This is a genomic window from Paraliobacillus zengyii, assembly GCF_003268595.1.
GTDB classification, from domain to species: domain Bacteria; phylum Bacillota; class Bacilli; order Bacillales; family Amphibacillaceae; genus Paraliobacillus_A; species Paraliobacillus_A zengyii.
Map to the genome: position 1 here is coordinate 3,672,873 of NZ_CP029797.1, position 12,737 is coordinate 3,685,609.

The following is a 12,737-nucleotide window of genomic DNA, read 5'->3' on the forward strand; positions in this document are numbered from 1 at the left end:
AAATCACCTTTGATTGCTTAGTTCAAGATTTGACTGTGTATAGTCATTTACTTTTATTTTCCCTTTGCTAATATCACTAAAATGTTGCTTAATAGATTTAGCTAAGTGATACGAAAGGAGTGGCGGTACCGCATTTCCTACCTGCCTATTTTGTTGAGTTCTTGTACCTTTAAAAATAAAGTCATCTCTAAAGGATTGTAACCTTGCATTTTCTCTAATTGTAGGAACTCTATTATACTTATAGTGAAAATGATTTCTGTGACCTGTATCAATTGTTCGTGAAGGTTTTTCACTGTGATATCTTGTCCATGCTTCGTTAAATTTCCTGCTATCACCTACACCAGGAGGCAAATCTTTATGATTACCACCTTCGGGCACCTGGTTAATAACCCATTTAACATGGTCTGTATGTTTAGTAGCAACATGGTTATATAGTTTTGAACTGTCTTTTCGCATAAGTTCTTGATACGATGATCTAGGTGAGATAACATACTCATCAATTTCTTCCCCTAGTTCTTTCTCTCTACCAGGCAAATCACTAATGGCGTCAGCACATGTTACATAGTTTTCCGGTGTATGTGTTGGTTCTGGAATTTTAAAGAGTCCATAACCTTTTTGAAAACCCACAAAAAACATTCTTTTTCTCATTTGCGGAACTCCAAATCCAGCTGCTAAGAGAGGTTTTTCGGAAACTGTTACATTGTATTCCATATCCTCAAACGTATTTAGGATCTGCTGTTTAACATTTCCCCCATATAAAGTCGAAATTCCTGGTACATTTTCTATTAAAAATGCTTTGGGTTTAAATTTTCTCACAGCCTTAACAACTGCTAAATAAAGTGTATTTCGAGTATCATTGATATCTCTAGAACCTGTCAATGAAAACCCTTGACATGGTGGTCCTCCGATGATGATATCAATTTTTCTATTTCCAACTTTATCAGATATTTCTTTTATCACTTCATCTTTTGAAAGATCCGCGAGTAAAGTATCCGATCCATTATGATTGTATTTATATGTCTCCAATGCTGCCTTATCAAAATCAACACCTAGTATGACATTATACCCTGCATCTATAAAACCTTGTGACAATCCACCACAACCACAAAATAGATCTAGTACATTTAATTGATTATTTACCATAGACCTATCCCCCTACTTTTAATGCGAACGTATATTCTTTATTTTAATATTACTTTACAAATTAGGCAATTCTGAAATTATATTATAACACTTCTAGACATATAAAAGAGAATAAAAAGAGTTGAATTTATAGTGACTCTAATTAAAATCAACTTCTGTTGCTTAAAATCTCTTTACTACAAAATAATCTTCTGTTCTTTTTTACAATTACTAACTTAATGTGTCTTACACTACGCAACTAATAAAGCCTTATAGATAGCATAATCCCCCCCTTTCTATAACGTAGATATTATATATATTCATAAAAAAATTAAAAAAAAGGGATAACTTAATTATGATCAATGAGATTTACCATTGATTATCTTTGTGTAATTAATGACCAAAATACAGACTAGATGAATTCTTGTGCTGCTTAGTAGACTTATACTATGCAACAAATAATTTCTTTTTGAGAGAAAGTACTTAAAGTAAGATTTATTTATAGGTGATTGGTCTTAACAATCGGGCCAGATTGTTGAATATTTACCAAAATGAAGAGTTATTTGAGATAGTTTATATCAAATTCAATGCTTAATTGTACATTATTCTGGATTTGTTTATTTCGAAAGTCGTTAATATGATATAATTATGTAAATACTGGAAGCCGATGATTTGTTTTGTAATAATACACTCCTTTTACTATCGGCAAATTTAGAGCTTTACCATCCATCTAGTTGAGTATGGTAAAAATAGTTATCAAAGTGTATTATTGATATTAAAATAGTATATTTGGAGGAAATAATGCTTAGTAATAAAGATATAGTAAGAGAAATTATTAAAAGTAAGAACTTAGCTATTTATCCATTAAATACTGAATATATAAATGGTAGTTCAATTAATTTAACTGCCAGTGATTTGGCATGGTATTCTGCTGAAAAAATTAACGGCTCTAATCCACAAGAAGAACCAATTATTATTGATACTCCTGGTAAGTATGCTGTAAATCAAGGGAAAATAAATATTCCTAAAGGAGAAACTGTAAATATATTGACTCAGGAAGCAATATGGGTTTCACGAAAGATTAGCGGTACTTACCATTCAAGGGTTTCAATTTCAGCAAAAGGTTTAAGTAACATTTCAACAACATTAGATCCTAAATGGTGTGGGTTATCTTTAATATCAATCACAAATAATTCTAAGTATGATCAGAGTATTAATGTAGGGGATGGTATTGTTACCTTAACTTTTGATTATTTAAATAGAAAAGCTTCAAAAGATCATGTAGAGATCGCAGCAAGTAGACAAGATATTTATAATAGATTTGATATGACGGGTATTAACTCAACAAGGCTACAATATTTACAAGGAAATGAGCATAGAACTCCATTTAGAATTAAAAATAATATGAGAGAATCTGACATATACAAACAGTTAAGACAGGATACTCCATTAAAGAGGTTCTATAATAATTTTTTATTAAATCCAATTGTATTATTGTTGATTGGTGCCGTATTAACTAAAGTAGGTGAAAGCATTTATAAGTGGATTTCTGGATTATTCAGTTAATCCTTCATAAAAAAATAATATTAAATAAGAGTATAATGGCTATGGGTAACTCAGCTAACTCCGGTTGAACCCGGTGTTATATTTATAGATTATGATTTAAATTGAGGGGAGCATAACAAGATAGAATGTATATCATTATTATTTTAATGCTAATCTCTCTAATAGCTTTAAGTCGAACCTCAAAAGGAAATATACTAGGTTCCTAAGTTTAATGGCTTGTGCAATGGGGATAGTGGTTATTTATTTCTATTTAGAACAAAATATTTTTTCTGTTTTCTACTTTATTATCTGTATGCTGATAATTAATGTGTGTATAACGATTGCAAAGAATAAAAAGAAGAACAGCAGTGCCATATAAAATACTATAACTAAATTCTTCTTCCTAAAACCAAAAGAGATATGTATATTTAAATATAGAAGAGTCTTAATCGATTCTCCTATCAAACAAATAACACATATTCAAATTAAGAAAAAGGGAGTATTACATAAATGACAAATAAAAAATGGGAAGAAATTATCTTAGTTGCACCTCGTAATACAGTATTCAACAATGAATCATTAGCTTTTCAAGGTACTGAACAACGTAAGGAAGTAGTAGATGAAATCATCGCTAACTTATCCGATTCTAATACTTCCTTCCGAAGAGGTGCAACAACCGATCCTACACCTAAAGAGAATAATGCTGAAATCAATACTGACTATAAACAACCTATTCCATACGTATTAATTAAACGTGGTAATGAAATCTATACATATGAACGTTTATCCGGCGGAGGGGAATCACGATTGCATAGCAAATTATCTCTTGGGGTCGGTGGTCACATGAATCCAGAAGAAGGTAATTTTCAAGAAGTATTAATGATTAATCTAAATCGTGAATTACAGGAAGAATTAAACATCCAATCTTCTGCTCGTAATTTACAATTTATCGGATTAATTAATGACGACTTAAATGAGGTAGGTAAAGTACATCTAGGCATCTTAGCAATCCTTGAATTATCAGATGATGCTACGGTAGCTGTTCGTGAAGTAGAACAACTTGAAGGTTATTGGTTAACTATTGATGAGTTAAAACAGTCCGGTACATATAACCGATTAGAACCCTGGTCACAAATTGCGGTAGATATTCTCTAGTTCAGAAATTAATTAGCAAGGTATTTTTTACATATCAAACTAGTATGTTTTTATTTGACATTTAGTATGCTTTTAAGTAGTCAGATGGCGTTTCCTCTTAAGAAGAGTATTTAGTCTAGTTGTGAGGAATCGCCACCTACAGTTCAAATATAGTTTAAGTAGAGCGCTTTAATCTGAAACATGTTAGGAGATTGAAATAATCCAACCCTCTTGTTGAACGGACTAAGGAAGGTAGTACAATGTTCCCTCTCTAACCTCATATCCATATGGGGGATTAGACCCCTTGAAAAGACCTTTTTTGGCTCTAGTCCGTAATGTCTCTTTGACACGACTGCTTGTATTTTGTGACTCCTGTTCATACATCCAGCGTACAAACCAAACATGTTAGTGTTACCTGTCAAAGTATTAATCGCATTACCTAAAGTGATGATATGGATCCCTTGATTCTCGCAAAGGTTTTTAATTTTGTAGGATAATTCCCCATTACGAGCTAGACGAGAATGTTCTTTAGCTAAGATGATATCGAACTTTTTTTCTTGAACATCTCCAATCATTTTTGAAGATTTTTTCTTTTACCCGTAGTTCCTGTCTGGACATCCACACAAAATTCGTAAATGTCCCATCCCTTTTCTTCAATGTACCTGTAAAAAAGTTCCTTTTGATACTTTAGCGATGCTTTTTGTTCCTCTTTATCAGTTGAAACTCGAATGTATATTGCACATCTCATTCTTACATCATTTCCTTTATGAGTAATTTGAGATGTAGCAGTGTTTACCTTAATAATTATGGACAGGACAGCTAAAATTATAAGGTACCTTGGTTTCATATTCATAAGTTGACTTGGAATTTGTAAATAAATGCACTAACGAGGCGGTAATGTGGCATAAGAAAGTCGTAAGTCTTTATAGCGCAGTAGACTTATAATGCGCAATAAATAAAGTGAGGTTTGAAGTAAGCTAATTAGTTTTAAAAGGGATTTTTATGTTACAGTAGAATTAACTTTGTGAAATAGTGTACTTAAAGTAACGACCAATTTCATTCAATAAGAAATCATAAAAGGAACGAGGCTTACTATAAAATAAGATTTGATGTATTAATTTTTTTAAAAATTATGTATAAAAAACGATGTGCTAACATTAGTAAAAAGGTGCGAAAAGAAAATACATACAATCGTAATTTGTAAAGGAGATACATCGGATTATGGATGAAAGTTGGAAAGATAAAATTGTTTACAGTGAAAAATTCTCATATCATTCTTACAAAGAATTAGTCAAAAAATATTGGGAAAATGATTGGAGGGAGATTATCTTTCAGAATCGTGTTGTTATTCCACTTTTAGATAAGCTGTTTATCAACGAAGAAGACATATCTATTATTGATATTTCGTTACAAACCGATAAAAACAATAGTGGTATACATAATACTCGTTTTTACAGAAAAGAGAAGGCTTCATCGCCAGACTTGTTAGTAGCACGTCATTGGAACTATGCCAATATAGTTAATGACGAAATTAATTATCTCGCTGTCGTAGAAGTAAAATCACCTATATTAAATCCTATTTATAATAATAAGAATGACTTCAACAATCAGATAAAAATGCATTTACAGGCAAATGGAAAAGTTATACTAACTGATTGTATTAAGTGGAAATTTTTCAAGAAAGAATATGATTTGGTCCCAGTAAAAACCATTAACTTGTTTGATGAAAATAATAATTGGAAAAGAAAAGACGGTAAAACTCATGAGTGTCTAATAGGAGAATTTCAATTCGAACATACCTATGAAGATGAACCACAAGAATGGAACCAGTTATGCGAATATTTACATGAATTTATAAATGGAAATTAACATTCTTTGTTTGTAAAATGGTGTGCTTAAAGTATTGAGGGGCTATTGTTGAATAAAAAAGACCAAAAACTCCAGATCCTTTGCTACGCAGTACGATTCAATTTCTGTAATAATTCTGAGATAGATTTTTAAAAGTCAACCAGCTTAAAATTATTACAAATCCTCTTAATTATGAGGTAACAAAATTTAACGTTATTATGAATTCCCAAGCAGCAGTAACAATTATTAATAAGAATCCGACTCCAATTGAAGTCACAATAATAAAAGATAGCAGAAAATAAATAGGAGAAGCATCTTTCCTAATCGAAATTATTGCCCAATAGTAAGCTCCTATTAAGAGTGAGACTATTGCCAAAACTATACCGAAGTAAACAACCATACTATTCAATAATTAATGAGGTTCCGCAATCATAAACAAACGATTGCGGAACCTCATTGTCCTAATTCTTTGATAAAAATAAAGAGGATTAAGCTTTTTAACTGTAAATTTTTTCTATCGGTAAACTTTTTACATTAAGCGGTAAATCGCGTGGCAACTACTAGTTAAACAGGGATGGTACATTCTTATGTCTATAATCATAAGTTATTATTTTTTCGGTTTTTATTTATAGCATGACTGATATATATTTATGTGCTGCTATATAAAAACCACTGGTTTAAAAATGTGTTTTTTTAGAATTACTTAACAAATCTACCAAATACATGTTCCCTATGATATTTGATCATTTCCAAGCTTGGCTTTAATTCTTCATTTTGGGGCAGTATTATTTTCTTGCGATCAATATCCAAAAGTATTTTATTGTCCAATGCCTTTTCATGTACTTTAACAGTATAATCATCATTAATGGTAAAGAAGCCACGATCAAATGCCCAATGAAGGTCTAATGAAAAAGAAATCCCATTTTTTGGATTATCAGAGCCCCCGTACTCTTTTCCTTTAATATGAGCTGCTTGTACATTGAATGTATGTCCATAGTTAATGGAAAGTCCTGTTACTGAACATTCATAACTATAAGCTTTGAGAACAGCTTTACGGAATCTACTATCGCGTTTAATTTTTTTCAAAACAGTGACTGTTCGATCAACGCCCTCATTTTGTAAGCTTTGTCTCAACAAATCAGACAATGCCTCTGGGGACAAAGTAGATGAAACTTCCGGAATTGATTTAAGACTAGTGTCTACAGGTAATGCATCAGTTACTTCTTCATCATAATCATAGAGTGATTCATTACTTTCAAACATTTCAGCAATTGTAATATCAATGTCGACTAGCTCTAAAATCGGGATTAGTGCTGCCAAACTTCTCCCTGATTTGTACTTTTTCAACAATCCCTTTACCTTTTCATATTTTAGATTACTGGGGTTAATAAGATAAGTGATGTATTCAACTGGTGGATTAGGTGAAGCAATCATTAGTAAAATGTCACCAGGATTTAACTCTTTGATATAACCTGAATACATACGATACTCATCTCTACCCTTTGGTCTCGATTCTACAATTCTACTGTTATGGTAATCATATATATAGTCATACACTTCTCCACTTTCATTAGCTTTAATGCTAATCGTCTTCTTAGGGTTTAAAATTGACATTGATAGTTCACCAAAGTAACCTTTCGCAACTTGCTTAGGGACTAGTAAAAATGAACCAGCTCTTTTTCCATTAGGGCGTTTCCCCAATTCATTTGATTGCAATAGTTTAGCAAATACTACACCACCATCTTTCATTTTAAGCATTCTGTTTTTATCTTTAGCATTTTGAAATGCTTTCTCTCTTGCGCTTGGAGTTAATAGATGCCCTTTATTTTCTAAAAGAGCAATAAAATTATTTGGTACTAATATTTCCTTTAATTGCTCTTTACTGTTCATAAGATGCTCACTATTTTCTAGATCAATCTCCAAGATTTTTAATAATGATTTCATTGTAATACTGTATTTCCGAGAAATTTCCGACAACCTTGATAAACTATCATCCACTAAATTTTTCATGACCTTATATCCTCCCATACTTTAGTTATTTAAGTTATTTTTTAATTAAATAATTAACTTAAACAGCTGTTTATATATAAAATACACCAAACGCTGTATAATGTCAAATATATTTGAATTATAAATAATAAAAACACTTAAATACAGCGAAAAGGTTAAAGAACTGTACTTAACATTAGAAGGTTACGTAAGATTAGCAAGAAATATAGTGGATACTTTAGATTGCTCCTTCGGAGTTGCTGTAGACATCTCATCAATTCTAGAGCAATTCAAAGATTATGTAAGACCTTTATTGCGAAGAGAAAAAGTTATTGATATAACATGATACCCACATATGGTTGAAGACGTTGAAATAGATCACATGGGACGGCTTTAATGATTGATCGTATCGTATCAACTACATAAGGAAATAACAAAAAAAATAGGCATTCTCCGTACAGGTAAGAGTGTTTGAAAATGACCTATCTATTAGCATTGAACGTCTTGAATATGCCATTAATTTAGAGTCCAGTTTTGATACTCTTATTTGCACAGCCCCTTGATTTGGTTTTTCTAAAAGGGGTTAAATTCCAAAAAAACTATAGATAGATACTAGAAGAGTGTGTATTTTCTATAGGTACCATTTAGTGATAACTTTCTTATTTATTTTTTATGTAGATAACTTTTGACTCATTTATTAATTTCTGGGTTATTGATAAATTCCAGGCCCGTACTCTACTATGCCATTTTCTTTTATTCAAAAACTCGTCCCATGTCAATTCAATTATTTTATCTAATAAGTAATCCCCATTAAATACCACTATTATTACATACTCAAATTTTTTCTGATCAGGTTCAGCCGAATTTGGTTCATTCAATCCATAAAACACACCTGTAGTTTTACCCGTAGTCGACTTTATGCTATATCTTTCTCCATTTATACTAATAGCATCAATATTTTGAGTACCAATTGGTGCAAATTGCAATTTGGGTAACCCTGCAGTCTTGCTATAAAAGTTAATTGCAAAATATTCACCTAAGTCACCTAATAAATTCTTACTTCTAATTATTTCTCTATTCTTTAATTCATTTATTACTCCCCCATAAGCCTCTATTAATTCATCATCAGTTAAAGCTTCAATCTGAAACATTTAAATTCCCCCGTTTCCAATTACTTTAAAATGTAAAATTTTCACCCTCTTTTTTAATTACATGTACTGAATCGCAACTATAAATTTCTATAACATTTTTTATAAAGACTCATTTTTCACGTTGACCTTTCCTTTATTAGTTTTTATGGTCTACAAAAATATTTACTGACCTATCAAATTTATTTAATAGCAGATTCACTAATCTTTTACAGTACAATTGGATTTTAAATCAAATTCTATTGAAGCAATTACAATAGCTAGTAGGTAAGGTTTCCTCTTAAAGTTAACGCTATAGCTAATTTATCCATCATATACCTATACACTAATGTCAAAAAAAGTGGAAATGGCAATAAAAATAAATACATTTTATTTTGCGTAAAAAAACCTCATTTACTTATGGTACGGTTCCCCTCGATTTATCCGATAAGCCCGATAAACCTGTTCCACCAGCACCAAACGCATCAACTGATGTGGTAGGGTCATTTTTGAAAAGGACAGGGCAAAGTCACTGCGACTTCTAACTGATACACTTAACCCAAGCGATCCACCGATCAAAAAAGCGATTTTACTTTTTCCGTGTGTTGCTAGGTCATCTAGTTGGCTGGCTAGTTGTTCGGAGGTGAGTTGCTTGCCTTTGATTTCTAAAGTAAATACATATGTATCTGGTTGGATTTTGGAGAGTATCCGTTCTCCTTCTTTGTTGATGACTTCTTGCATTTGTGCTTGACTCAAATTCTCTGGTGCTTTTTCGTCAGCAACTTCGACAAGGTTGATTGTCGCATAGGCACCTAGACGTTTTACATATTCCTCAATGCCTTGCTTCAAGTATTTTTCTTTTAACTTCCCAACACTAATAATTGTAATGTTCATCTATTTTCCTCCAAATAGCCTTTCATTTCATCGTTCCTTTGTATTTTGTTCATGCAGACTGTGTAACATTTTCATTAATGTTCGTTTTAGTTGTTCAAATTCTTCTGGGTCCCCATCGACATTCTCAAGTAGCTTTGTCGGAATACATGCCGCTTTCTCCTGTGCTGCTCGTCCTTTTTCTGTTAAGGTTACGATCACTTTACGTTCATCTTGATCTGATCGTTCCCGCTTGATCCAATCGTGCTCTGCCATCCGCTTCAGCATTGGCGTCAGTGTACCTGAGTCTAAATATAGGCGATGCCCCAGCTCTTTTACAGAGATCGCATCCTTTTCCCATAATACGAGTAAGACAAGGTATTGTGGATATGTTATTTGTAAATCTTCTAAAAGCGGGCGATAGCGCTTCGTCATTTCACGAGTCGTTGCATATAGAGAAAAGCATAATTGGTCTTCTAATTTTAAAATTTCATCCGGCATTTTCATCACTCCTATATCTATTATAACAAAAGATTTATTTGAACACTCAAAAGGCCAAAGACTTTATCTTGCTTTTTTCATTTAGATTGTGTACAATTAAATTGCAGATAATATAATTATAACACAGAAATGGAGTCGATAAACATGTCAAACGCTCTTTATACTGCAAAATCAACTGCTGAAGGTGGACGTCAAGGTACGGTAAAATCATCAGATGGAACGTTAGACCTTACGCTTTCTATGCCTAAAGGCCTTGGAGGTTCAGAAAAAGCAGGAACGACAAATCCGGAGCAACTTTTCTCTGCAGGGTATGCTGCTTGTTTTGATAGCGCAATTCAAATGGTTGCAGGCCAAGCAAAGAAAAAAATTAAATCTACTGTAACTGCTGAAGTAAGTATTGGTGCAGAAGAAAGTGGTTTTGGTTTATCCGTTAAACTACATGCTGCTATTGATGGTGTATCGCAAGATGAAGCTGTAGAATTAGTAAAAGCTGCTCATGAAGTTTGTCCATATTCACGTGCTACACGTGGAAACATTGATGTTGAAGTAAGCGCAAAAGCTTTATAATTAAAACGCAGAAGACTAGATGAGTCTTCTGCGTTTTTTTGTTGACAAATAGTGGGTTATAGACCAAGCTTAAATTAACAGAAAACTTAATAAAGGTGGTCACTTATTATGATAAAAGCACTACATACCGAAGATGAATTACTTGCAGCATTTCCTGTAATGAATCAGTTACGAACACATCTTGATGAAAAAAAGTATCTTGCTTTGGTTCAAGAGGCGCAAGAAGTAGACCAATACCAAATCGCTGCTCTATACGATGCGAATGAAATCGTTGCAGTCGTTGGTTTCAAACCGATGATCACACTCTATTATGGCCGTTTTGTCTGGGTTTGTGATTTAGTAACAGCGTCAGATAAACGTTCGAATGGATATGGCGAAGAGTTATTATCGTACGTCGAAGATTGGGCAAAGCAAAACAACTATGAATCCGTTGCACTATCATCTGGTTTACAGCGCACAGACGCACACCGTTTTTATGAAAAGAAAATGGATTATGATCGTGCTAGTTATGTGTTTAAAAAGGTGATTAACTAATGAAACAAACAATAGTAGATTTTTGGAAGGCTTATTGGAAAGACAAAAATGTGCAAGCACCTACTACTTATACGTCATGGCAATTTGGAGTTGAGGCCGACACATTAGCTAAACTTGTTTGCGATAATATAAAAACAGCAACGTGCTCCGCCCATATCTTTTATGAAGTTGAGAAGGAGCCGCTTCCTAAAGTTGGTGACTATAGTATTGTCCTAGACAGTCAGGATGAACCTGTCGTAATTATTAAAACGACAGAAGTGACACTTGCACCCATGAATGAAGTACCAGAAGAATTTGCACTAGCGGAAGGTGAGGGTGACAGAACCTATTCTTATTGGTGGCATGCACATGAGACGTTTTTTACAGAGGAACTTCGATCATTAAATATGGAATTTAAAGAGGATCTGCTTCTAGTTTGTGAACGCTTTGAGGTACTAATTTAGTTGGTCATACATATCTTAAATTTTTCAAGGAATGCTACTAGATGTACTTTCTAAACAAATGGAGGACATCTATATGGCAGAAGAGAACTTACATTTTCAATTACAGGACATTAGCAAAAAGATTCAAGCAGCGCAACATGATGTGATGCAGGCACAAGGTAAAGATCCTCATTTACTTCAACAAGCACAGGAACTGTTACAACTAGCTGAAGATGCCTTGCATAGTACACGTGAACAAGCTGGTACTGAGGCAACAGAGAATCCACAATTCCAACAAGCAGCGGAAGAGCTCCACGATATCCGGCAACAAGTACAAGAAGCACAACAAAATAACAGTGACGTTTTATAGGAGACCTCTAAACAGAGGTTTTCTTTTTTTGAAAAAATAACCGACTATTTATTGAAACTTTTTAAGTGAGGCTCCCGTCTATCTTATTAAAGGAGTTGAACGAAATGACAAAGCAGTGGTTAGTTGGCCTATTTTTATTTAATGAAGTAGAGGTATTAGACTTTGCTGGTCCATTTGAAGTGTTATCTATTACAGAAGATCCCGTGACGAAAGAAAAACCATTTCAAGTTAAGACAGTCTCAGAAGATGGCATGCTAATTAAAGCGCGTAATGGTTTAAAAGTACAACCTGATTATAGCTTTGAAACAGCACCATTGTTTGATATCGTGATTATTCCTGGAGGGTATGGAGCTGATCATATTGAGATTGAAAATCCAGTAGTGATTAACTGGATTCAGGCTCAAAGTTCACAAATAGAAATACTTGCCAGTGTCTGTACGGGTTCCTTTCTTCTTGCCAAAGCAGGATTATTAGATAATTTAAAGGCCACCACACACTGGATGGACATCAAGATTTTACAAAGAAAGTTCCCTAAAGTGCATGTACTATCTAACGTGAAATACGTAGACGAAGGAAGTATTATTACTTCAGCCGGAATTTCAGCAGGGATACAGATGAGTCTGCATATAGTAAGACGTTTATTAAATGAAGAAATTGCCTTACAAACAGTTAAGCGAATGGAATATGATCTAGCTAAGATTTGATTCT

The 12,737-nt window shown here is 33.2% G+C and carries 13 protein-coding genes and 1 pseudogene; 8 read left to right on the plus strand and 6 right to left on the minus strand.

What is annotated here, in order from left to right; all coding sequences use genetic code 11:
* Window positions 1-3 precede the first annotated feature (3 nt).
* Window positions 4-1,143, minus strand: a complete 1,140-nt coding sequence (locus tag DM447_RS17930; RefSeq protein WP_112182545.1) for a DNA cytosine methyltransferase — start codon at window positions 1,141-1,143, stop codon at window positions 4-6.
* A gap of 780 nt (window positions 1,144-1,923) precedes the next feature.
* Here DM447_RS17930 and DM447_RS17935 point away from each other — a divergent pair.
* Both DM447_RS17935 and DM447_RS17940 read left to right on the plus strand, forming a co-directional pair.
* The gene (locus tag DM447_RS17935; protein WP_112182546.1) at window positions 1,924-2,688 is read left to right on the plus strand and encodes a dCTP deaminase; all 765 of its coding nucleotides are present in this window, start codon (window positions 1,924-1,926) and stop codon (window positions 2,686-2,688) included.
* 489 nt (window positions 2,689-3,177) lie between these two features.
* Window positions 3,178-3,822 (plus strand): NUDIX domain-containing protein, encoded by a 645-nt coding sequence (locus DM447_RS17940; RefSeq protein ID WP_112182547.1) that lies wholly within the window; start codon window positions 3,178-3,180, stop codon window positions 3,820-3,822.
* A 143-nt stretch (window positions 3,823-3,965) separates the two neighbouring features.
* Here the strand turns inward: DM447_RS17940 and DM447_RS18895 are convergent.
* A pseudogene (locus tag DM447_RS18895) lies at window positions 3,966-4,654 on the minus strand (recombinase family protein).
* A gap of 368 nt (window positions 4,655-5,022) precedes the next feature.
* Between DM447_RS18895 and DM447_RS17955 the strand changes: the two are divergent.
* Entirely contained in the window at window positions 5,023-5,670 is a 648-nt protein-coding gene (locus DM447_RS17955) for a hypothetical protein (RefSeq protein WP_112182549.1), read from the plus strand.
* A gap of 678 nt (window positions 5,671-6,348) precedes the next feature.
* Here the strand turns inward: DM447_RS17955 and DM447_RS17960 are convergent.
* From DM447_RS17960 to DM447_RS17975, 4 genes are all read right to left on the minus strand, one after another.
* Window positions 6,349-7,659 carry an HNH endonuclease gene (locus DM447_RS17960; protein WP_162632685.1) on the minus strand — a complete coding sequence of 437 codons (1,311 nt, stop codon included), beginning with the start codon at window positions 7,657-7,659 and terminating at the stop codon, window positions 6,349-6,351.
* Between the two features lie 638 nt (window positions 7,660-8,297).
* The gene (locus DM447_RS17965; protein ID WP_112182551.1) at window positions 8,298-8,789 is read right to left on the minus strand and encodes a hypothetical protein; all 492 of its coding nucleotides are present in this window, start codon (window positions 8,787-8,789) and stop codon (window positions 8,298-8,300) included.
* 390 nt (window positions 8,790-9,179) lie between these two features.
* Window positions 9,180-9,659: a 23S rRNA (pseudouridine(1915)-N(3))-methyltransferase RlmH gene (gene rlmH, locus DM447_RS17970; protein WP_112182552.1), complete on the minus strand. Its 480-nt coding sequence runs from the start codon at window positions 9,657-9,659 to the stop codon at window positions 9,180-9,182.
* A gap of 27 nt (window positions 9,660-9,686) precedes the next feature.
* Window positions 9,687-10,136, minus strand: a complete 450-nt coding sequence (locus DM447_RS17975; protein WP_112182553.1) for a MarR family winged helix-turn-helix transcriptional regulator — start codon at window positions 10,134-10,136, stop codon at window positions 9,687-9,689.
* A 144-nt stretch (window positions 10,137-10,280) separates the two neighbouring features.
* Between DM447_RS17975 and DM447_RS17980 the strand changes: the two genes are divergently transcribed.
* The 5 genes from DM447_RS17980 (at window position 10,281) to DM447_RS18000 (ending at window position 12,733) form a co-directional block, all read left to right on the plus strand.
* Window positions 10,281-10,703 (plus strand): organic hydroperoxide resistance protein, encoded by a 423-nt coding sequence (locus DM447_RS17980; RefSeq protein ID WP_112182554.1) that lies wholly within the window; start codon window positions 10,281-10,283, stop codon window positions 10,701-10,703.
* A 108-nt stretch (window positions 10,704-10,811) separates the two neighbouring features.
* Window positions 10,812-11,237, plus strand: a complete 426-nt coding sequence (locus DM447_RS17985) for a GNAT family N-acetyltransferase (protein WP_112182555.1) — start codon at window positions 10,812-10,814, stop codon at window positions 11,235-11,237.
* Window positions 11,237-11,680 (plus strand): ASCH domain-containing protein, encoded by a 444-nt coding sequence (locus DM447_RS17990; protein ID WP_112182556.1) that lies wholly within the window; start codon window positions 11,237-11,239, stop codon window positions 11,678-11,680. Before DM447_RS17985 ends, DM447_RS17990 begins: the two co-directional genes overlap by 1 nt.
* Before the next feature lie 73 nt (window positions 11,681-11,753).
* A complete protein-coding gene (locus DM447_RS17995) occupies window positions 11,754-12,029 on the plus strand; it encodes a hypothetical protein (RefSeq protein ID WP_112182557.1) in 276 nt (91 codons plus the stop codon).
* A 104-nt stretch (window positions 12,030-12,133) separates the two neighbouring features.
* On the plus strand, window positions 12,134-12,733 hold the full coding sequence (locus tag DM447_RS18000) for a DJ-1/PfpI family protein (protein ID WP_112182558.1): 600 nt from the start codon (window positions 12,134-12,136) through the stop codon (window positions 12,731-12,733).
* Window positions 12,734-12,737: the final 4 nt, after the last annotated feature.

Coding starts and splice junctions, on each gene's coding strand:
- DM447_RS17930 (WP_112182545.1), bottom strand. CDS start 1,143: ATGGTAAATAATCAATTAAATGTACTAGATCTATTTTGTGGTTGTGGT.
- rlmH (WP_112182552.1), bottom strand. CDS start 9,659: ATGAACATTACAATTATTAGTGTTGGGAAGTTAAAAGAAAAATACTTG.
- DM447_RS18000 (WP_112182558.1), top strand. CDS start 12,134: ATGACAAAGCAGTGGTTAGTTGGCCTATTTTTATTTAATGAAGTAGAG.
- DM447_RS17985 (WP_112182555.1), top strand. CDS start 10,812: ATGATAAAAGCACTACATACCGAAGATGAATTACTTGCAGCATTTCCT.
- DM447_RS17935 (WP_112182546.1), top strand. CDS start 1,924: ATGCTTAGTAATAAAGATATAGTAAGAGAAATTATTAAAAGTAAGAAC.
- DM447_RS17955 (WP_112182549.1), top strand. CDS start 5,023: ATGGATGAAAGTTGGAAAGATAAAATTGTTTACAGTGAAAAATTCTCA.
- DM447_RS17990 (WP_112182556.1), top strand. CDS start 11,237: ATGAAACAAACAATAGTAGATTTTTGGAAGGCTTATTGGAAAGACAAA.
- DM447_RS17980 (WP_112182554.1), top strand. CDS start 10,281: ATGTCAAACGCTCTTTATACTGCAAAATCAACTGCTGAAGGTGGACGT.
- DM447_RS17960 (WP_162632685.1), bottom strand. CDS start 7,659: ATGAAAAATTTAGTGGATGATAGTTTATCAAGGTTGTCGGAAATTTCT.
- DM447_RS17995 (WP_112182557.1), top strand. CDS start 11,754: ATGGCAGAAGAGAACTTACATTTTCAATTACAGGACATTAGCAAAAAG.
- DM447_RS17975 (WP_112182553.1), bottom strand. CDS start 10,136: ATGCCGGATGAAATTTTAAAATTAGAAGACCAATTATGCTTTTCTCTA.
- DM447_RS17940 (WP_112182547.1), top strand. CDS start 3,178: ATGACAAATAAAAAATGGGAAGAAATTATCTTAGTTGCACCTCGTAAT.
- DM447_RS17965 (WP_112182551.1), bottom strand. CDS start 8,789: ATGTTTCAGATTGAAGCTTTAACTGATGATGAATTAATAGAGGCTTAT.